Annotated in this window: 19 protein-coding genes; 10 read left to right on the top strand and 9 right to left on the bottom strand. The window is 63.4% G+C overall.

What is annotated here, in order from left to right:
- The 3 genes from ACSAGD_RS10385 to ACSAGD_RS10375 are packed head-to-tail and all read right to left on the bottom strand — an operon-like array spanning position 1 to position 2,136.
- The gene (locus ACSAGD_RS10385; protein ID WP_437582660.1) at positions 1–942 is read right to left on the bottom strand and encodes a carbohydrate ABC transporter permease; all 942 of its coding nucleotides are present in this window, start codon (positions 940–942) and stop codon (positions 1–3) included.
- Positions 939–1,913, bottom strand: coding sequence for a carbohydrate ABC transporter permease (locus ACSAGD_RS10380; protein ID WP_437582659.1), 975 nt, complete (start codon positions 1,911–1,913; stop codon positions 939–941). Before ACSAGD_RS10380 ends, ACSAGD_RS10385 begins: the two co-directional genes overlap by 4 nt.
- 25 nt (positions 1,914–1,938) lie before the next feature.
- Positions 1,939–2,136 (bottom strand): hypothetical protein, encoded by a 198-nt coding sequence (locus ACSAGD_RS10375; RefSeq protein WP_437582658.1) that lies wholly within the window; start codon positions 2,134–2,136, stop codon positions 1,939–1,941.
- Positions 2,137–2,256: 120 nt separating this feature from the next.
- On the opposite strand from ACSAGD_RS10375, the gene ACSAGD_RS10370 reads away from it, so the two are divergent.
- Both ACSAGD_RS10370 and ACSAGD_RS10365 read left to right on the top strand, forming a co-directional pair.
- Positions 2,257–3,564, top strand: a complete 1,308-nt coding sequence (locus ACSAGD_RS10370) for a glycoside hydrolase 5 family protein (protein WP_437582657.1) — start codon at positions 2,257–2,259, stop codon at positions 3,562–3,564.
- Complete coding sequence (locus tag ACSAGD_RS10365; RefSeq protein ID WP_437582656.1) at positions 3,561–5,057, top strand: family 20 glycosylhydrolase; 1,497 nt, start codon at positions 3,561–3,563, stop codon at positions 5,055–5,057. Before ACSAGD_RS10370 ends, ACSAGD_RS10365 begins: the two co-directional genes overlap by 4 nt.
- On the opposite strand, the gene ACSAGD_RS10360 is transcribed toward ACSAGD_RS10365, so the two are convergent.
- Entirely contained in the window at positions 4,984–5,499 is a 516-nt protein-coding gene (locus ACSAGD_RS10360; RefSeq protein ID WP_437582655.1) for an N-acetyltransferase family protein, read from the bottom strand. The two genes, ACSAGD_RS10365 and ACSAGD_RS10360, sit on opposite strands and share 74 nt — an antisense overlap.
- Positions 5,500–5,603: 104 nt before the next feature.
- Here ACSAGD_RS10360 and ACSAGD_RS10355 point away from each other — a divergent pair, with 104 nt between their 5' ends.
- Entirely contained in the window at positions 5,604–6,677 is a 1,074-nt protein-coding gene (locus tag ACSAGD_RS10355) for a magnesium and cobalt transport protein CorA (protein ID WP_437582654.1), read from the top strand.
- A 3-nt stretch (positions 6,678–6,680) separates the two neighbouring features.
- Here the strand turns inward: ACSAGD_RS10355 and ACSAGD_RS10350 are convergent, their stop codons facing one another.
- The gene (locus ACSAGD_RS10350; protein ID WP_437582653.1) at positions 6,681–7,157 is read right to left on the bottom strand and encodes an N-acetyltransferase family protein; all 477 of its coding nucleotides are present in this window, start codon (positions 7,155–7,157) and stop codon (positions 6,681–6,683) included.
- A gap of 69 nt (positions 7,158–7,226) precedes the next feature.
- Between ACSAGD_RS10350 and ACSAGD_RS10345 the strand changes: the two genes are divergently transcribed.
- On the top strand, positions 7,227–7,754 hold the full coding sequence (locus tag ACSAGD_RS10345; RefSeq protein WP_437582652.1) for a GNAT family N-acetyltransferase: 528 nt from the start codon (positions 7,227–7,229) through the stop codon (positions 7,752–7,754).
- Positions 7,755–7,822: 68 nt separating this feature from the next.
- Here ACSAGD_RS10345 and ACSAGD_RS10340 read toward each other — a convergent pair whose 3' ends face one another.
- Together ACSAGD_RS10340 and ACSAGD_RS10335 are read right to left on the bottom strand one after the other, a co-directional pair.
- Positions 7,823–9,334: a DEAD/DEAH box helicase gene (locus ACSAGD_RS10340; RefSeq protein ID WP_437582651.1), complete on the bottom strand. Its 1,512-nt coding sequence runs from the start codon at positions 9,332–9,334 to the stop codon at positions 7,823–7,825.
- 334 nt (positions 9,335–9,668) lie between these two features.
- Positions 9,669–10,160 carry a hypothetical protein gene (locus ACSAGD_RS10335; protein WP_437582649.1) on the bottom strand — a complete coding sequence of 164 codons (492 nt, stop codon included), beginning with the start codon at positions 10,158–10,160 and terminating at the stop codon, positions 9,669–9,671.
- A gap of 46 nt (positions 10,161–10,206) precedes the next feature.
- On the opposite strand from ACSAGD_RS10335, the gene ACSAGD_RS10330 reads away from it, so the two are divergent.
- Positions 10,207–10,713: an EVE domain-containing protein gene (locus ACSAGD_RS10330; protein ID WP_437582648.1), complete on the top strand. Its 507-nt coding sequence runs from the start codon at positions 10,207–10,209 to the stop codon at positions 10,711–10,713.
- 15 nt (positions 10,714–10,728) lie between these two features.
- Positions 10,729–11,322: a 2-phosphosulfolactate phosphatase gene (locus tag ACSAGD_RS10325; protein ID WP_437582647.1), complete on the top strand. Its 594-nt coding sequence runs from the start codon at positions 10,729–10,731 to the stop codon at positions 11,320–11,322.
- On the opposite strand, the gene ACSAGD_RS10320 is transcribed toward ACSAGD_RS10325, so the two are convergent.
- Both ACSAGD_RS10320 and ACSAGD_RS10315 read right to left on the bottom strand, forming a co-directional pair.
- Positions 11,310–11,948 carry a CGNR zinc finger domain-containing protein gene (locus ACSAGD_RS10320; RefSeq protein WP_437585160.1) on the bottom strand — a complete coding sequence of 213 codons (639 nt, stop codon included), beginning with the start codon at positions 11,946–11,948 and terminating at the stop codon, positions 11,310–11,312. The genes ACSAGD_RS10325 and ACSAGD_RS10320 overlap by 13 nt on opposite strands.
- A gap of 63 nt (positions 11,949–12,011) precedes the next feature.
- A complete protein-coding gene (locus ACSAGD_RS10315) occupies positions 12,012–12,974 on the bottom strand; it encodes an acetylxylan esterase (protein WP_437582646.1) in 963 nt (320 codons plus the stop codon).
- Between the two features lie 274 nt (positions 12,975–13,248).
- Here ACSAGD_RS10315 and ACSAGD_RS10310 point away from each other — a divergent pair, with 274 nt between their 5' ends.
- The 4 genes from ACSAGD_RS10310 (at position 13,249) to yicI (ending at position 18,682) form a co-directional block, all read left to right on the top strand.
- The gene (locus ACSAGD_RS10310) at positions 13,249–14,481 is read left to right on the top strand and encodes an ABC transporter substrate-binding protein (RefSeq protein ID WP_437585159.1); all 1,233 of its coding nucleotides are present in this window, start codon (positions 13,249–13,251) and stop codon (positions 14,479–14,481) included.
- A gap of 72 nt (positions 14,482–14,553) precedes the next feature.
- The gene (locus tag ACSAGD_RS10305; RefSeq protein ID WP_437582645.1) at positions 14,554–15,513 is read left to right on the top strand and encodes a carbohydrate ABC transporter permease; all 960 of its coding nucleotides are present in this window, start codon (positions 14,554–14,556) and stop codon (positions 15,511–15,513) included.
- Positions 15,510–16,388 (top strand): carbohydrate ABC transporter permease, encoded by an 879-nt coding sequence (locus ACSAGD_RS10300; RefSeq protein ID WP_437582644.1) that lies wholly within the window; start codon positions 15,510–15,512, stop codon positions 16,386–16,388. The genes ACSAGD_RS10305 and ACSAGD_RS10300 overlap by 4 nt, the downstream gene beginning before the upstream one ends.
- A complete protein-coding gene (gene yicI, locus ACSAGD_RS10295; protein ID WP_437582643.1) occupies positions 16,388–18,682 on the top strand; it encodes an alpha-xylosidase in 2,295 nt (764 codons plus the stop codon). Before ACSAGD_RS10300 ends, yicI begins: the two co-directional genes overlap by 1 nt.
- Positions 18,683–18,730 lie beyond the last annotated feature (48 nt).

Raw genomic sequence — 18,730 nt, 5'->3', positions numbered from 1 at the left:
CTAACCCTTGACGCCACCCTCCTCGACACCCTTGAAGAAGTGCTTCTGCAGAGCAGCGAACAGGATGATGATGGGGATCAGCGCGACCATCGTTCCGGCAGCGATCACACGAGGGTTCGCCCCGAAGCTGGAGTTCAGATACTGCATGCCGACCGTGAGCGTGTAGTTCGCCGGATCTGACAGCACCACCAGCGGCCACAGGAAGTCATCCCACGCGCCGATGAAGGCGAAGAGCGCAACGACCGACATCATTCCGCGGATGTTCGGGAAGACGATGTGACGCAGACGCTGGAACGTCGTGGCTCCGTCGATCGTCGCCGCCTCGAGGGTCTCCTTCGGAATCATGCGGCACGCCGCTGCCATGAGCAGCACGTTGACCGCTCCGATCGCACCGGGAAGGAACACACCCCACAGGGTGTTCTGCAGACCGAGCGTCTTGATCGTCAGGTACTGGCTGGTCAGCGTGACCTCGCCGGGCAGCAGAAGCGTCGAAAAGAAGATCGCCATGATGATGCCCTTGAAGCGGAACTTCAGGCAGCCGAGCGCGTAGCCGCCGAACGTGGCGAAGATGACGTTCGAGAGCACGGTTCCGACGCCCACCAGCAGTGAGTGCCACGCGTAGTCCAGCACGGGAATCGTGTTGAAGACATCCAGGTAGTTCGACCATGTGAATTCCTCGGGGAGGAGCTTCGGCGGGAACGAGTAGATGTCCTCTCCCGCACCCTTGAACGAGGTCGACAGCTGCCACAGGAACGGAAAGACCATGATGCCGAGCACGACGACCATGAGGGCATAGCGCCCGACGAGTCCGGCACGCGTCGGCTTCATGATGTCGGCAGAGCCACGGACGCGATACGGCTTGTCCTTGACGCGGCGGGTCGGAGCCGGGGCATCCGTCTCTGTCTCGACTGCTGTCTTCGGGCGAGATTTCAGGATGCTCATCGTGCGACCTCCGCGTGCTCAGGCGTGCTCTTCTTCGCTGACTTCTTACGCTCTGCCGCGTACGTCTTGGCTGCTCGACGGTTGGCGAGAAGCTCCTTGATGCTGTCGCCGTTGTTCATGATTCCCATGAACGCGAGCGGCACGAGTGTCAGCAGGAACAGCACGAGCGAGATGGCTGACGCATAGCCGACCTGACCGTTGAGTCCGCTGCCCATCGACTGGATCAGCATGACGAGGCTCATCGCGCGTCCACCGGGCCCGCCGGAACCATTCGAGAGCACGTACAGCTCTGTGAAGACGCGCATGCCCGAGACGCAGATCAACACCGCGACGAGAAGCATGGGGAGGCGGACGCCGGGGACCGTGACGGACCAGAAGCGGCGCCACGCATTCGCGCCGTCCATCGCGGCGGCCTCGTGGAGTTCGCGGCCGACGTTTCCAAGAGCAGCGAGGTACACGACCATGTAGTACCCGAGGCCCTTCCAGACCGTCAGCCCGATGGCACACCCGATGAGCAGCCACCGGTCGGAGAGGAACTCGATCGGTCGATCGGCGAGTCCGAAGAACGAGAGCGCCTGGTTGATGACGCCGTGCCCCGAGAACAGGAACTCCCACACGATCGCGACGACGACCGCCGACGCGATGACCGGGAAGTAGTAGGTGGTGCGGAAGAAGCCGATGCCGGGGACCTTCGTGTTGACGAGCAGCGCCAGCAGCAGCGGCAGCAGAGTCAGCAGCGGAACACACACCACGACATACACGAGCGACGTCGTCAGCGCGTAGATGAAGCGGTCGTCTTCAAAGAGCCGAACGAAGTTCTCCAGACCGACGAAGGTGGCCGGGCGGAGCGGTCTCGCATCGGTGAACGCGAGCCCGACGGTGTTCAGAAATGGCCACAGTGCGAACACAAGTACCCAGATGACTCCCGGCAGCACCAGGAGGTACGGGGTATATCGTCGCTGCTGATTCACGAGATTCTCCTTACGGTCAACCGTCTCAAGCTGCGATGTTCTCGGCGTCGTCGACAAAGGAGGCCAGCGGATGATGGGCGACCAGCAATGTCTTCTCCTTTGAAGAGCGGGCTTTGCGGCGTTGAAACCCGCTACTAAAACGGTATAGTGAGTTCAGTATGTCATACGATTTCTGATCGTGCACGGGGAGTTCCTGCGCGACGGCACGTTCAGAAAGCGGCATCCTGGCATGCATACTGGATGGACAGTGACCTAAACCGAATTAGCGGCTGTCGCACAGGCGCGGTCTGAATCGCGGCATCCGGTATTCGTCTGCTGCTGAGAAGGAATGGTGAGCTTCCACATGCCCCGTGAGGACCTGCGCACGTCGCCGTTGCGCTTCGGCGTCAACTACACGCCGAGTCGCGAATGGATGCATTCGTGGATGGCATTCTCCGCCGACAACGTCCGTCGAGACTTCGAGGCGATCGCTCAGCTTGGGCTCGACCATGTGCGGATCTTTCCGCTCTGGCCCGTTCTTCAGCCGAACCGCACGCTCATCCGCCAGCAGGCGCTCGACGATGTGCGCACCGTCGTCGACGTGGGGGCTGAGTTCGGCCTCGATGTGGGCGTCGACGTGATTCAGGGCCACATGTCGAGCTTCGACTTCGTGCCGGCCTGGCTGTACACCTGGCACGACAAGAACATGTTCACCCACCCCGATGCGCTGAGCGGTCAGGTGGAACTCGTCCGTCGGCTCGGGGAGAGCCTCGCGGATGCCCCGAATTTTCTCGGGCTGACCCTCGGCAACGAGGTCAACCAGTTCTCCGATGACCCGCACCCGGCGCCGTGGCGGATCTCGCAGGACGAGGCCGCAACGTGGCTGACCAGCCTGCTGAACGCCGCGACGGAGACCGCGCCGAACGTCGATCACGTGCACAGTGAGTACGACGCGGTCTGGTACCTCGACGGGCATCCGTTCACCCCGGCGCACGCGAGCCAGATCGGTGACATGACGACGGTGCACTCGTGGATCTTCAACGGAACCGCCCGGCTGTACGGCGGACGCTCGACGGCATCCGACCGCCACGCTGAGTACCTCATCGAGCTGTCGCGCGCCTTCCAGCGCGACGCCGACCGGCCGATCTGGCTGCAGGAGGTGGGCGCTCCCTCGAACTGCCTGACGCGCGAGGAGGTTCCCGACTTCGTCGAGGCGACCGTGCGCACCGCAGCGCGGACCGGGAACCTGTGGGGCATCACCTGGTGGTGCTCGCACGATGTGAGCCGTGAGCTCGCGGACTTTCCGGAACTCGAGTACTCGCTGGGCCTCATCGCGAACGACGGCACACCGAAACCGGAAGGCCTGCGGTTCGCCGAGCTTGCGAAGGAGCTGCGCGGGCGCACGTCTGAGGTGCCGCAGCGCACGGCCGGCATCGTGATCGAGGTGGACGACGCCGGAGTTCCCGTCAACCGCACGGCGATGAGTCCCGGAGGTGCGATCTTCGACGCGTGGGTGCGGCTGTGCGAGACGGGCGTCGACCCGTGCTTCATCACCTCGACGGATGCTGCTGACGCCTCGCGTCGCACCGCCCGGGGCATCACCTATCTGGTGCGCCCCGATCTGTCGACCACCCCGATCAAGCGCTACTCCGCCGTCAACACTGTGGTGTGAGTTTGGTGTGGGCGGCGATTCCTCAGCCGAGCGAGCTGACGCTGCACGGCGGGGCATGGGCGCCGCGGAGCGTGCGCGTCGTCGCCGAGAGCGCCGAGTTCGAGCGCGAGGCTGAGCGGCTGCGCGTCGAACTTGGGGTGCTCAGGGTGCACGGGGCGCACGGTGAGGATGCCGCAGTCGCGTCGCTCGTGCTGCGAGGCTCCGACGATACGACGCTCGGCCGGGAGGGCTTCGAGCTCGAGATCTCGGAGGGCGACGTCGTACTTCGTGCCCGGACCGCCGCGGGGGCCTTCCGCGGAACGCGCCAGCTGCTGCACAACCTGCGGGCGCAGGGGTGCGTGCCCGCGGCATCCATTCGCTCTGTTCCCGCCGTCGGAGAGCGCGGCCTGCACATCGACGCGGCGCGAAAATTCTACCCGGCCGAGTGGCTCGAGCAGCTGATCATCGACGCGGCCGATATCGGCGTGACGACACTGCAGTGGCACTTCTCAGAGAACGAGGGGCTGCGGCTGGAGAGCGCGCGGCATCCGGAGATCGTCTCCGACGAGCACATCACGCGGGACGAAGCACAGCGGCTCATCGCCGTCGCTCGTGACCGGCACATCGAGGTCATTCCCTCTCTGGACATGCCGGGGCACCTGCGGCACGTGCTGGCGCGGCATCCCGACCTGCAGCTGCCCGCGGAAGACAGTGGTCTCGACACGACTCACGCGCTGAACATCACCGACCCGCGCGCGGTCGACTTCGCGCTCGACCTCATCGACGACTACGCGGAGCTCTTCGCAGAGAGTCGGCATTGGAACCTCGGGGGAGACGAGTTCGTCGACTTCGATCGCATCCACGAGTATCCCGTGCTCGCCGCGACCGCGCGTGAGCGCTTCGGGCCACGCGGCTCCGGCTTCGATCTGCTCACCGAGTTCGTGAACACGATTGCGAACCACCTGATCGAGCGTGGTTTCGTACCGCGAGTATGGAATGACGGGATGCTGCGGAGCAGCCACGTCACCCTCGACGAACGCGTGCAGTTCGCCTGGTGGACGAACTGGAACGTCGGCATGCGCCCCGTGCGCGAGGCTCTCGCGCGCGGACACTCGGTGGTGAACGTCAACGACGCGATGTTCTACTACGTGCTCGGCGAGCAGGCGGGGTACCGCTACCCGACGAGCGAGCGCATCTGGGCGGCCGACTGGCACCCCGGCATGTTCCCGATGCGGCACGTCAGCCTGCCCGACCGCGTGCAGGAGCTCACGCAGCCGTACCCGGAACAGCTTCTCGGCACCTCGTTTGCCATCTGGTCGGACACTCCCGGCGCACAGACGTGCCCGCAGGTCGCTGACGGCATCCGCTCACCTCTTCGTGCCTTCGCCGAGCGCTCATGGAACGCGGGCAGCGCACTCAGCCACGACGAGTTCGCGGCGATCAGCGAACCAGGCGCACCTCCAGAATCTCTTCGCCGAGGAACGGCTGAACCTGCTGCGCTCCGTCGCGAGTGAAGCCGTTGCGCTTGTAGAAGCCGTGCGCCCGCGGGTTGTCGTCTGCGACCCAGAGATATCCCGGACGGTCCTCGCACGCGGCATCGAACAGCATCTGCCCGATTCCGGTGCCGTGGTACGCGGCGAGCAGATACAGGTAGTACAGCTCGCGTTCGCGTGGGGCGTCTTCATCGCGGGCAGGGCCTGAGCCCACGAATCCGACGATGTCGCCGTCAACGAGTGCGGCGTGCTGGTGGTACTCGTCGCCCTGCTTCGTCCAGTGCGTCCAGAGTTCGGCGAGACGCAGCGGCGAGACGCGCTCGAGCGCAGCTGTGCTCACCAGGTGATCGTAGGTCTCGTGCCAGCACTGCGCGTGCACGCGGCCGAGCGACTCGGCGTCGACGTCGCGAACCGGTCGAATGATCACATCGAGGTTTTGAGCGACAGCATCCTTGGTGTCCATATCGAGACGGTACAACGAGTTTCGGCGCGCGCATAATCGAGAGGATGCCGTCGCTCCGACGCCCCGGAGCGGCTACCCTTTCACCAGGTGACGAAGGGGGAGACGTGAGCGTCAGACGCGCCGGAGACAGGTCACGACGGAGATGGGTGCCGCTGCTGGGGAGCCGCAGCCCGAACGCCGTCGCCGCGCGCGCGTCGGGTGCTGTGCGCACCTCGGTCCTCGATGATGGTCGCCCCATCGAAGCGCTCGACCACGCCAACCTCGACGAGCTGTCCGACGCGCTTCAGCAGGGCGAGAACCGCGTCGCGATCGTCGCGTACGATCGCCCTTCCGACGAGGAGATCCACGAGCTCGCCGACCGCCTCACACTTCACCCGGTGCTCGTCGAAGACCTTCTGCACAAGGGGCAGCGCACCAAGATCGAGCGGTACGACGACACGCTGTTCCTCGTGCTCCGCGCGGCGCGGTACGAAGACTCCATCGAGGACGTCATCGTGAGTGAATTCCACGTCGTGGTGCAGAACCAATGGGTGGTGATCGCTCGCCAAGCGGCATCCGAGGCCCCCGAATGGCACCCAGACGACCTCACACAGGACGCGGATGTTCTGCGCCACGGAACCGAAGCTGTTCTCTACACCGTGATCGACACGATCGTCGACACATACTTCCCCGTGATCGAGGGAGTGGAGAACGACCTCGCCGAGATCGAGGGGCAGGTGTTCGAGGGGGATGTCGCCGCGCCAGAGCGCATCTATCGTCTCGGTCGCGAGGTCAACGATCTGCAGCGTGCGATCGCACCGCTCGCGAAGGTCATCGGCGACCTCGTCGCAGGGTTCCACAAATACGGAACCGCTGAGGGACTTCAGGCGTACCTGCGTGACGTGTCGGATCACGCGACGCGAGCGACGGCCCGCGTCGGCAGCGTGCGGGAGATGCTCGCGCAGATCCTCACCGTCAACGCCACGCTCGTCGGGCAGCGGCAGAACGAAGACATGAAGCGCATCTCGTCGTGGGCGGCGATTCTGTTCGCCCCGACGCTCGTCGGAGCGATCTACGGCATGAACTTCACGAACATGCCCGAGCTGCACTGGGGCTTCGGGTACCCCATGGCGCTCGGCCTGATGCTGCTGATCGGCGTGGTGCTGTACTTCGTGTTCAAGAAGCAGCGCTGGATGTAGCGGTCAGCGCACCATGCGCACGATGAGGGCATTGCCGAAACCAGGATGCTCCTGCTCCACGCCATCCGTGGAGAATCCGTTGCGCACATAGAACGCTCGCGCACGCGGGTTGGCTGCGAGGACCCACAGTGAGGCGGGCCGGTCGCCGAGCACGGCATCCAACAACGACTGGCCCGCACCTGAGCCGTACCAGCGTTGCAGAACATAGAGCGACTGCAGCTCGGTATCTCGCACCGGCGGCGAATCGCGTGACGGGCAGGTCGACGCGAAGCCGATGACGTTGTCGGCGCCGTCGAGGGCCACCGCGACGCTGATCTGAGAATCCGTCGTGGCCGAACGCCAGACCTGAATCCGGTCGTCGATCGTGCGTCGCTTCAGCGCCACGGCTGAGACGAGCCCGGTGTACGCCTCGCGATGTGACTGCACGTGAACGCGTGCGATCGCCTCCGCATCTGCGGGCTCAGCTGGGCGTACATGCATAGCGTGAGTCTATGACGGATGCCACATCGAGCCGTTGCGCATGACTGGACGCAGCGACATGATTGGACAATGCGTGATGCTGTGCGCCTTCTGCGGCCGACCGACGCGGCAGTTCTCGCCGAGCTGGTCGCAGAGAGCAGAAGCTTTCTCACTCCGTGGGAGCCGATCCGCGGGGATGCATACTTCACCGTCGCCGGGCAGAGCGCCGAGATCGAACGAGCGCTCGAAGCCCACGAAGTCGGCCACAGTGTGCCCTTCGCGATTCTCGACGAGAGCGGTGACGTTGTCGGTCGCATCACGATCAACAGCATCGTCGGCGGCGCATTCCAGTCTGCGAGCATCGGCTACTGGGTCGCCGAACGTGCCGGCGGCCGAGGGTACGCGACCGACGCGGTCGAGGCTGTCGTGCGTCACGCATTCGACGAACTCGTTCTGCACCGGCTCGAGGCCGGAACTCTCGTGCACAACCTGCGGTCGCAGCGCGTTCTGACGAAGGCCGGCTTCGAACGATACGGACTCGCCCCACGGTATGTGCGCATCAACGGGAAGTGGCAGGACCACATTCTGTTTCAGCGGCTCAACCCCGCAGCTGAATGAACGAGGCGGACCCAGCGGGTCCGCCTCTTTCAATGTGCCCCAAAGTCAGTGCGGGCGACGAGCCCGTGTCAGCGTGTAGAGACGCGACGGTGCGTGCGTGAGCCCGTCGACGACGTGCTGTACGCCGGCGCACCCGAGCGACCCGACGAGCGACGGTCCTGGCCGGAACGACGACCGTTCGAGGCCGCGGCCCCCGACTGGGGAGCACCCGCCTTCACGGAGTCCGGACGACCGGAGCGATCGCGGCGGGGGCGACCGGAGTCCGCCTGCTGACGCGAGCGACCGACGCGGGCGGCATCCTGCCCCTGACGACCCTCACGCGCCGCGCGCTTGCGACGAGCGTTCGCGCCCTGCGACTTTCCGCCACCCTGCTGCGGTTGCTGCTTCGGCTGCGGCTTGACGTACGGCGCGGTCTCGCCGACGAGCTCGACAACCGGGGACGAGTCTGCGGAGACGCTCTGCGGAGTGACGTTGATGGCGGCCTTGCGCAGCACCTTCTTGAGGTCGTCGCGCTGGGTCGGAAGGCACACGGTCACGACGGTACCGTCGCTGCCCGCGCGGGCCGTGCGGCCGGAACGGTGCAGGTACGCCTTGTGCTCGATCGGCGGGTCGACGTGCACGACGAGCTCGACGTGGTCGACGTGCACGCCCCGAGCCGCGACATCGGTCGCCACGAGCACGCGAGAGGAGCCGTCGCTGAACGCGGCCAGGTTGCGGTCACGCTGCGGCTGCGAGAGGTTGCCGTGCAGGTCGACCGCAGGAATTCCGGCGGCAGTGAGCTGACGGGCAAGCTTCTTCGCGTGGTGCTTGGTGCGAGTGAACAGGATGCGGCGGCCAAGCCCGGAGGCCAGCTTCTCGACGAGGGCCTTCTTGCCCTCGGCATCCGCCACCATGAACACGTGGTGCTCCATCGCGTCGACCGGGCTGGTCTCGTCATCGACCGAGTGCAGCACCTCGTTGTGGAGGAAGCGCTTCACGAGCTTGTCCACGCCGTTGTCGAGAGTCGCCGAGAACAGCATGCGCTGCCCATGCTCGGGCGTTGCCGCGAGGATGCGCGTGACAACCGGGAGGAACCCCAGGTCAGCCATGTGATCAGCCTCGTCGAGGACCGTCACCTCGACGGCGTCGAGACGCACGTGGCCCTGGTTCATGAGGTCTTCGAGACGACCGGGACACGCCACAACGATGTCGACGCCCGCGTTCAGGGCCTCGACCTGGCGGCGCTGGTTGATGCCGCCGTAGATCGTCGTGGTCGTCATGCCGTAGACCGCCGCGAGGGGTGCAAGCACGGCGTCGATCTGAGTCGCGAGCTCACGAGTCGGCGCGAGCACGAGACCGAGCGGACGGCCCGGGCGGCGCTTGCCGCCGGCGAGTTGCGTGCCGAGGCGCGCGGCGAGCGGGATCGAGAACGCGAGCGTCTTGCCGCTTCCGGTCCGGCCGCGGCCGAGCACGTCGCGACCGCCGAGCGTGTCGGGGAGTGTGTCGATCTGGATGGGGAACGCCTCGGTCTTGCCGTCTTTCGCGAGGGCAGAGACGAGGGGTGCAGGCACGCCGAGCGTGCTGAAGGACGTAGTGGTCATGGTGCCTTTCAGGCAGTGGAATCCGCGGTGCGGATGAATGGCGAAGGCGCGGGATCGCGCATTCGTTCGCCGTACGAAAAGTCATCGACCCGTTTCCGGGGATCAAGGAGCGTTCTACGACGCAGGGGGACTGAGCCCACCAGTGCGTTCAGCTTACCGGACGGATGCTGGGAGCTCGCGCACAAGCCCGTGCGTGTGCTGCCGGTTGCCCGCTGCGCTACAGAATCGGAACTGCGCTACAGGAATTCCTGTAGCGCAAACCCGAACAAATAGCGCGGTGGGGTGGTTGGTGGGTGGGGTGGGTTGGTTGGTGGGAGAAGAAGGGGAGAGAGAGTCAGCCGTCGTGCTGCAAATGGGGGTCGTAGGCCCAGCTCGGAGCCATGTCACGCAGCCGCGATCCGCGCCACTGCCAGATCGCCCACAGCGGATACCAGAGCGCAGGTGCGGCAGCACCGTGGAAGGTCAGACGGTCACGCAACAGCGTCCGGCCCGGATCGTCAGGCGCAGCGGAGACCGCCATACGGTGATTCCAGCTGCGCAGCGTGCTGAGCGGACCGCTCGTGGGCTTTCCCGTGTCACGCATGATCTTCACACCGGCCCGGCTCGTCTCGTCGTAGCGCAGGTTGATGAGTTGTCGGCCGAGGGGCACGAGGCCGGCGAGTCGAAGACTGGCCTCGTCAGCGGCATCCGTCCACCGTGTCCCCGCCTTCGCGACAGCGACGTCCACGAACGGCGCATACAGTTCGCGCATCACCGTGGGCGAGCGCAGAGCCCGCCAGGCAGCGGCTGGATCCGTATCGAGTACGAGCTTCAATTGCACGAACATACTCTCCAGTGTGCCCTGTGTCGGCAGGTTCGGGTAGAAATAGCACATGGCGATACGTTTCTGGCTCGGCGTGGTGCACCGTGATCACGTGCGCATCGCCGTGCGCAAGGGCATCGCTCAGCTGAACCACGGCAGTCGCGAGGCGATCAGCCGGCTGGGCGAAGCCGATGGGCTCGTCTACTACTCCCCGCGCGAAGAACGCGACGGAGAGCCGCTTCGGGCGTTCACCGCGATCGGCCGCGTCGCCGACGGTGACGTCTACTCGGCAGATCATCGTGTGGGCGTCGTCGCTCAGCAGTGGCGCCGACGCATGGATTGGTACCGACCGGCGATCGAGGCGCCCATCGGGCCGCTTCGGTCACACCTCGACCTCACGAGAAACCGACGCAACTGGGGCATCCAGCTGCGCCCGGGGCTCGTGGAGCTCACGCGTCACGATTGGGATCTCATCCGCCAGGCCATGCGCATGCCCGCGCCCGAGGACCGCACGCCGTACGACCGAGTCATCGCCGATGTGATACCTGAGCCGCGCGAGCATCCGACCTGGTACTGAGCATAGGCTGGTCGCGTGACGGCAGCAGCGCAACAGCAACGATATGAGGTCCGCTTCGACTGGGGCTCGGCTGGTCGGCAACGCATCTCATCGGGCGCGGGCGTCATCGTGTTCGCGGAAGGCGCGGACGGAAGGGTCGTGAGCGCCATCGAGCGTGGCGAGCGCGTGGCCGGCTCAGCTGATGCGATGGATGCCGCAGCCCGCAGCGCCTCACTCGTGCTCGCCGCCTCCCTGCGCAACCGCACGGCCGTCGCACAGGCGGTCTTCCAACATCAGATCGACCGCGGTGAGCGCGTCCGCGTTGCGATCGTCGCCGAGACGTCCGCCGATGCGGGCTTCGCCGTCGATGCTCTGCTCACGGCGGGGGCTGTCGTCGACGCACTCGCTACCGTCGGCATCGACTACTCCTCACCCGAGGCCGCGGCGGCAGGCGCAGCGTTCACCGGACTGGGACGTGCAGTCGGGCATCTGTACACCGCGTCGACAGTGGGTCAGGCGCGAATCGACGACGGAGAGCGTGACGCGGTCGTCGCCGCTGGGACGGTGGATGCCGCGGAGGTCGTTCCCGTTCTCGGTGCAGACGGCTACTGGTCGAATCAGGTGAGCTGAGCGGATGCGGCGCGTTCGGCCGCCTTCGCACGCTGACGGGCTCGATGCTGACGCACCTTGTGCCGATTGCCGCAGCGCTGCATGGAGCACCAGCGCCGCGAGCCTGCGCGTGACGTGTCGAGGTAGATGAGGTCGCAGTCCTCGGCATCGCACGTGCGGATCGTGCCCGGGCGCTCGGCCCCGAGCACAGTGACGGCGTCACGAGCGATCGTGGCGAGGGCCTGCGCCGCACGAGGCTTCGTGCGTCCGGCCTGGCGGGAGCCGCCCTCGAGTCGCGGCGGCAGATCGGGCGTCGCGGCATACAGGTTGATGACGTCGATGTCTCTGCGCTGGGCGTCTTCGTCGCGTGCGATCGCCTGAGCGGCGTGCATCACGGCATCCCGCAGCGTATGCGCATCGCGGAGGTCTCGATCACCGGCGGCGCTGACATCGAAGCGATCGCCGAGCCACTCGTCGAGGTCCGCCGCGTTGACGAGGCGCTCCCAGCCGTAACCGGCATCCCTCGGCTCGCCGCCCATCGTTCCCGTGTAGGCGAAGTCCAGGCACAGGGCGCCGCTGTCGAACCACCACCGGGTGCCGTCGCTCGACTCGAGCCACTGCCCGGTATCTGAAAGCCGTTCGCCCATCACGCCCTCCAGTTTATGGTGGCCGCGACCACCGCGGTCAGCGGCGGTCGCGGGCGCCGAGTGTCAGCGCATCGTCTCGCGGAAGAACCGGAGTGCATTCTCCCGGTCGAGGATCCCGCCGCCCTCGTGCCCGTTGTACTGCCACAGGTTCATCTGCTTCGGCCCGCGCCACTCGTTGTACGCGCCGTAGATCGTCGACGGAGGGCATACCGGGTCCATGAGGCTCGCCGAGAACAGCACGGGAGCGGTCGCCCGTCGGGCGAAGTTCACCCCGTCGAAGTACGCGAGCACCTCGTGCACCGCCTCGACCTTGCCGCGGTGAACCGCGAGATAACCGCCGATCTCCTTGTACGGGTGGTTGTCGGTGATCACGGTCGCGCGTCGGAAGTCGCAGAGGAACGGAACATAGGGCGCAGCCGCCGCAACGTCTGGCACCAGACCCGCGGCCGCGAGCGTCAGGCCGCCGCCCTGACTCCCACCGGTGATCGCCGTGCGAGCGGCATCCGTCATGTCGAGTTCGCGCGCGGTCTCGAGCGCCCGAACCGCATCGGTGATCACGCGTCGGTAGTAGTAGGTGTCGCGGTGGTCGATGCCGCGAGTCATGAAGCCGGGTGCCTGTGGGCCCGTTCCGTCGGCATCCGCGGTGTCGCCCGTCGCCCAGCCGGAGCCCTGCCCGCGAGTGTCCATGAGCAGGTGTGCGAAGCCGGCACTCGCCCACATGAGGTTGTCGAGGGCGTGCCCGCGCCCGCCGCCGTACCCCACGAACTCGACGACCGTCGGAAGCGGTGCGCTCGCCGCAGCGGGGACCCGCAGCCACGCCTTCACCGGCTGTCCCGCGAACCCGGAGAAGGTCACGTCGTACGTGTTGATCGTTGTGAGTCCGGTCTCGACTCGGGTGAGAACAGGGGAGGATGCCGCGGCGCGAGCGCTCTCGAGCGTCTGCGTCCAGAACGCGTCGAAGTCCGTCGGATCGATCTGCGAGCTGCGGTACTCAGCGAGCTCTGCTTCGGGAAGGTCTACATACATCGGTGCTTGCGGCCTCTTTTCAACAGGAAATCACCTCTACGGTACCGGTGACGGATACTCACGGACTCGACCACATCGAGATTTGTGGTTTAGTTCGACAAATGTCTTGTTTTCGTTGCGTCGAAACGTTTAGACTCGCAGCATTCGGATCTGTCGAAACGCTTAACCTGCATTCAAATTTCAGACACCGAAGCGCAGTGGATTACGAGGAGGTAAAGCTGTGATACTTCGCAGACAAGCCGCGGCGGCAGTTGCCGTGGCGGCACTCAGTGCGATGGCATTATCGGGGTGCTCCGGGGGAGCTTCTCACGATGAAAATACTCTCGTTCTTTGGCATTACGAGAACGCGGACAGTGCAATGGGAATCGCGTGGGCCGAAGCGATCAAGGTCTTCGAGGAGGAGACGGGCGCTACCGTTCAATTCGAGGAGAAGAGCTTTGAACAGATTCGATCTACAGCAAGTCAAGTTCTCAACTCCAACGAAGCGCCCGACATCCTTGAGTACAACAAAGGAAATGCGACTGCCGGCTTGCTCTCGAGTCAGGGGCTGCTGACCAACCTCGATGAGCAGGTCAAAAAGTACGGTTGGGACGAGAAACTTGCGCCCTCACTGCAGACGACGGCTAAGTACAACGAAGACGGCATCATGGGGTCGGGTAGTTGGTATGGCGTGCCCAACTATGGTGAGTACGTCGAGGTCTACTACAACAAAGACATGTTTGCGGACGCGGGGCTTGAGGTCCCGACTACCCTCGACGAGTTTGTCAGCGTGATGCAGACTTTCGTTGACCAGGGAATCACACCGCTGTCTGAGGCTGCTGCTGAATACCCGCTCGGGCAGCTCTGGTACCAGCTCGCGCTGACGAAAGCCGACCGCGATTGGGTCGACGCGTATCAGCTGTACACCGATGACGTGGACTTCGAGGGGGCCGAGATCTCGTATGCGACAGAGACCGTCGCTGATTGGACGGACAAGGGATTCATCTCACCGGACTCCACCGGACTCAAAGCTGAGGACGCTGGAGTGGCATTCATCTCGGGTGAATATCCAATCTTCTTCTCCGGAAGCTGGTGGTACAACCGCTTCAACACCGAGATGGACTCTGACTGGGGGACGTTCCTCTTCCCTGGCGCCGAGATGTCCCCTGGCTCAGCAGGCAACATGTGGTCAGTGCCCGAGAAAGCGCAGAACAAAGACCTCGCGTACAAATTTATCGACATCACAATGCGTCCAGATATCCAAGCACTCATTGGGAACAACGGCGGTGTTCCTGTCGCCGCTGACGAGGCCGATATCGATGCGGATAGCCAGGAGCTGATTGCCAACTTCAACACTCTGACGGAGCGCGACGGTATCGCGTTCTACCCTGACTGGCCGACCGCAACGTTCTACGACGAACTCAACGCCGGCTTGCAGGAGCTGGTGAACGGTACGAAATCTCCGGCTGACGTGCAGAAGCAACTGGGCGAGCAGTATCAGGCAGGCGTCGACGACATCGTCGGCTGAGCTGTGTGGATGCTGCGGCGCTCTGCTCTGCAGCATCCATTCACTCCCTCTCACCGAATCCAAGGACTTCTGATGGTGACAACAGCTGAACGTGTCCGCGCGCATCGCAGGGCGCCTGACGGGATCATCCCTGGGGCCACGTCGCGCACCTACTGGTACTACCTGATTCCCGGCCTCGCCCTGCTCACAGTGATCATCGTGATCCCGCTGTTCTGGAACATCTACCTATCGTTTACTGATTACCGGGGAATCAAACCTCCGGAGTGGGTCGGACTCGCGAACTGGGTAAAGCTCTTCGGCGATGCCACGTTCTGGACGTCGTTCGTCAACTCGATTGCCATGATCCTCGCGATGGTCGTGCTACCGACGTTGCTCGGGCTTGTTCTGGCGGCAATGCTCTTCGACCTCATAGGGCGAAAATTTGGCGGCAAGATCGCAAGTTTCCTGCGCGCTACATATTATCTGCCGCAAATCATGCCCTCTGTGATCGCCGCCATCGTGATCGGGTGGATTCTGCGTCCGCAGAACGGCGCTCTCAACAATGTGCTTGGCGGGATCGGATTGGAGAATTTTCAGCACAATTGGCTGGGCAGTCCGGATACAGCGCTGATAAGCATCATGGTCATCATGATCTGGGTGCAGCTGGGCTACCCGGTTGTGATCTTCATGGCTGCGCTGCAGCGCGTCGATCCCGAACTCTATGAAGCAGCGGAACTTGATGGTGCCAACTGGTTCCAGCGGTTCCAAGCCATCACCATGAGCATCATCCGTCCTGAGATCTTCGTCGTCGTACTGACGTGCACGATTGCGGCGTTGAAGGTCTTCGGTCCCGTGTATGCGCTCACCGGCGGGGGCCCAGGGACATCGACGATCGTCCCCGCCTACTACGCCTACAGCGAGTTCTTTCAATCACAGCAGGTCGGCTACGGCGCGACCATCGCGACGGCACTCACCATTGTGATCGCGATTGTCAGCATCGTCTTCATCGTCTTCCAGAGTCGCCTTGAGCGCAAAGAGGAGCAGGCAAGATGACTACAGAGCTGATGACAACCGGGAAGTCAGGGAGACGCACCCGAGGTCGGAGTCGCAAGACCGCAAGCGATTGGGCCATACTCGTTGTCGCTCTCGTGATCGGCTTTTTTATTGCCGTGCCGTTCTTGATGATTCTCATCAATTCGTTCAAATCACCTGAGGACTACGCCACCTCTGGTCCGCTCTCTCTGCCCACTGAGCTCTACACGGATGGCCTCACCTCGTTCTGGGAGCGCGTCAACTTTCCCGAGAAGCTGTGGAACAGCATCTATATCTCCGGGCTCGTCGCGGTTTTCGCAGTGGTGATATCGATGCTCAATGCCTTTGCCCTGGGGATCGGCCGGGTAAAGGGACGCACCTGGATCGTCGTGCTCATCCTGCTGGCGAACATGCTGCCGCAGGAGGTGCTGCTCTATCCGCTGTACTTCATGTTCAAGCAGGTAGGGCTGTACGACAGCCAATGGGCAATCATCATTATCTTCACCGTCATCCAATCTGCGTTTGGCACCTACTTGCTTGCCTCTGTGTACGGTACGTTTCCGAAAGAACTGCTCGAGGCAGCATCCCTTGATGGAGCCAGCCGGTGGCGCATCCTCTGGACCGTTGTATTTCCGATCTCTCGCCCCACTTTGAGTGTGCTGCTGATCTTCTTCTTCATCTGGACGTGGAATGAATTCCTGATTCCGCTCACATTCTTGATCAGCAATTCCACGCAGACAGTTCCTGTTGCGATCACCGTACTGCAGGGAGATCGTCTCATGGACGTGACCACCACGAGCGCATCGGCATTGCTCGGTCTCATTCCGACCCTCATCTTCTTTCTCATCTTCCAACGCACCCTCACCCGGGGTATCACCGCAGGAGCAGTCAAGTAATGAAGTTCACCGACGGATTCTGGCAGACCCGCACGGGCGTGACCGCGCTGTACGCCCAAGAGGCATACGACATCGAGCGGGTGGGGCAGTCACTTCGTGTGACGGCTCCGACACGAGTCATTGCGACGCGTGGAGACACGCTCAACCGGCCTGCACTCACTGTGTCGCTGTCGAGCCCGCTCGACGGCGTCATCGCAGTGCGCATTGAGAACCATCTCGGCTCAGCCCATCATCGAGGATTTGAACTGCCGGGCGCGGTCAATGTTGAACCCGAGATCAGAATCGACAGCGCTGGGGGTGCGTTGATCAGCGGGTCGCTCACGGCTCGTGTTGAAGCGGGAAGTCCGTGGAATCTGTCATTCGCGTCGAATGGTCGAGAGCTGACTCGCAGTGGCCGAAAATCGATCGGCCGCATGGACTTGGCACCAGACGCTGCCATCGTCATTGAGCCCGTAGGTGAAGTGGGTGCGTCAGCTGACGGTCGGCCAACAGCAACTCGGTATCTTCATGGGCAGCTTTCGCTCAGCGTGGGCGAGCTCGTTTATGGTTTGGGGGAACGATTCGGCCCGCTCATCAAGAACGGCCAGACCGTAGATATTTGGAATGCCGATGGTGGGACTTCGAGTGAGCAGGCGTACAAGAGCGTTCCGTTCTACCTCACTAACCGCGGGTACGGCGTTCTCGTAAATCACTCGGAGCATGTCTCTTTCGAAGTGGGCAGTGAAGCAGTCGAACAGGTGCAGTTTTCCGTTCCTGGGGAGGTGCTCGAGTACTTCGTGATCGACGGGCCGACACCGGCCGATGTGATTGAGCGCTACACACAGCTGACCGGTCGCCCCGCAGAGGTTCCCGCATGGTCGTATGGCCTCTGGCTGTCGACGAGTTTCACAACGAACTACGACGAAAAGACGGTGTCGCGGTTCATCGACGGAATGATCGAGCGCGACTTGCCGCTGAGCGTCTTCCACTTCGACTGCTTCTGGATGCGTGAATTCAACTGGACAGACTTCGAATGGGACACTCGAGTGTTTCCTGATCCGGATGGGATGCTCGCGCGTCTCCACGGCAAGGATCTGCGCGTGAGCGTGTGGATGAACCCATACATCGCCCAGCGTGGTTCCGCTTTCGAGGAGGCCCTTGCGGGGGATTACCTTGTGAAGAAGCAAAATGGAGACGTCTGGCAGTGGGACATGTGGCAGTCGGGCATGGCGCTCATCGACTTCACAAATCCGGACGCAGTCACGTGGTACCAAGGAAAGATCAGAACGCTGCTGGAGCAGGGCGTCGATGCAATCAAGACGGACTTTGGTGAGCGGATTCCAACCGATGTGGTTTGGTTCGACGGTACTGATCCCGCCGCCATGCATAACCTGTATACGCAGCTGTACAACAAGGCGGTCTTCGAGGTGCTCGAGGAGTACCGAGGAAAGGGCGAGGCCGTACTGTTCGCGCGCTCGGCGACGGCCGGTGGCCAGCAGATGCCCGTGCATTGGGGAGGAGATAATTCCTCAAGCTTCGAGTCAATGGCTGAAACGCTTCGTGGCGGCCTCTCGCTCGCGATGAGCGGCTTCGGGTTCTGGAGCCATGACATCGGTGGCTTCGAGGGGATGCCGGATTCCGCCGTTTTCAAGCGGTGGGTTGCGTTTGGACTGCTGTCGAGCCACTCGAGACTCCATGGCTCGACGAGTTACCGTGTGCCCTGGCTCTTTGATGACGGGGCTGAAGAGCCCGGTCAGAGCGCCGTCGAGGTCACGCGTTTATTCGCCCAGCTCAAGAACCGGCTCATGCCGTACCTGTTGCAAGTCGGTCGGGAAACACATATGACTGGTTTGCCGGTGATGCGGCCCATGCAACTTGAGTTCCCGAATGATCCAGCGGTGGATTATCTCGACAGACAGTACATGATTGGGTCGCAGCTTTTGGTGGCGCCGGTGTTCAGCGCGTCCGGTGAGGTGCAGTACTACTTGCCGGCAGGGCGATGGACGAACTTTTTCACGGGGGAGATTGTCGCCGGCGGTTCGTGGCGCACTGAGACGCACGCGTTCGACAGCATCCCGCTCTGGGTTCGCGAAGGATCAGTGCTGCCGCTTGGCGCACGAACTGACCGCCCCGATTACGACTACCTTGAAGGCCTGGATCTTGCCGTCTACCCGTCTCAAAGTGATGAGTCCCGCAGAATAACGGTGACGACCCCTGATGGCCGCGAGACCGCATTTACTGTCTCCTGGTCAGGTTCGGAGGTACGCGTTGACAGTAGCGTTGCGGCAGACTGGACGTGGCACGTGATCCGCTAATCAACAGGCCTGAGGGCTTAATCTGAATTTCGACAACCCGGTCCTGGG

This window comes from Paramicrobacterium salitolerans (genome assembly GCF_051513965.1).
Lineage (GTDB): Bacteria > Actinomycetota > Actinomycetes > Actinomycetales > Microbacteriaceae > Paramicrobacterium.
This window is presented reverse-complemented; position numbering and strand designations above follow the sequence as displayed.

Excerpts from the sequence above, each read along its gene's own strand:
- ACSAGD_RS10385 (WP_437582660.1), bottom strand. The coding sequence starts at position 942 with ATGAGCATCCTGAAATCTCGCCCGAAGACAGCAGTCGAGACAGAGACG.
- ACSAGD_RS10375 (WP_437582658.1), bottom strand. The coding sequence starts at position 2,136 with ATGCCGCTTTCTGAACGTGCCGTCGCGCAGGAACTCCCCGTGCACGAT.
- ACSAGD_RS10370 (WP_437582657.1), top strand. The coding sequence starts at position 2,257 with ATGCCCCGTGAGGACCTGCGCACGTCGCCGTTGCGCTTCGGCGTCAAC.
- ACSAGD_RS10360 (WP_437582655.1), bottom strand. The coding sequence starts at position 5,499 with ATGGACACCAAGGATGCTGTCGCTCAAAACCTCGATGTGATCATTCGA.
- ACSAGD_RS10350 (WP_437582653.1), bottom strand. The coding sequence starts at position 7,157 with ATGCATGTACGCCCAGCTGAGCCCGCAGATGCGGAGGCGATCGCACGC.
- ACSAGD_RS10345 (WP_437582652.1), top strand. The coding sequence starts at position 7,227 with ATGCGTGATGCTGTGCGCCTTCTGCGGCCGACCGACGCGGCAGTTCTC.
- ACSAGD_RS10340 (WP_437582651.1), bottom strand. The coding sequence starts at position 9,334 with ATGACCACTACGTCCTTCAGCACGCTCGGCGTGCCTGCACCCCTCGTC.
- ACSAGD_RS10335 (WP_437582649.1), bottom strand. The coding sequence starts at position 10,160 with ATGTTCGTGCAATTGAAGCTCGTACTCGATACGGATCCAGCCGCTGCC.
- ACSAGD_RS10330 (WP_437582648.1), top strand. The coding sequence starts at position 10,207 with ATGGCGATACGTTTCTGGCTCGGCGTGGTGCACCGTGATCACGTGCGC.
- ACSAGD_RS10320 (WP_437585160.1), bottom strand. The coding sequence starts at position 11,948 with ATGGGCGAACGGCTTTCAGATACCGGGCAGTGGCTCGAGTCGAGCGAC.
- ACSAGD_RS10315 (WP_437582646.1), bottom strand. The coding sequence starts at position 12,974 with ATGTATGTAGACCTTCCCGAAGCAGAGCTCGCTGAGTACCGCAGCTCG.
- ACSAGD_RS10310 (WP_437585159.1), top strand. The coding sequence starts at position 13,249 with ATGGCATTATCGGGGTGCTCCGGGGGAGCTTCTCACGATGAAAATACT.
- ACSAGD_RS10305 (WP_437582645.1), top strand. The coding sequence starts at position 14,554 with ATGGTGACAACAGCTGAACGTGTCCGCGCGCATCGCAGGGCGCCTGAC.
- ACSAGD_RS10300 (WP_437582644.1), top strand. The coding sequence starts at position 15,510 with ATGACTACAGAGCTGATGACAACCGGGAAGTCAGGGAGACGCACCCGA.
- yicI (WP_437582643.1), top strand. The coding sequence starts at position 16,388 with ATGAAGTTCACCGACGGATTCTGGCAGACCCGCACGGGCGTGACCGCG.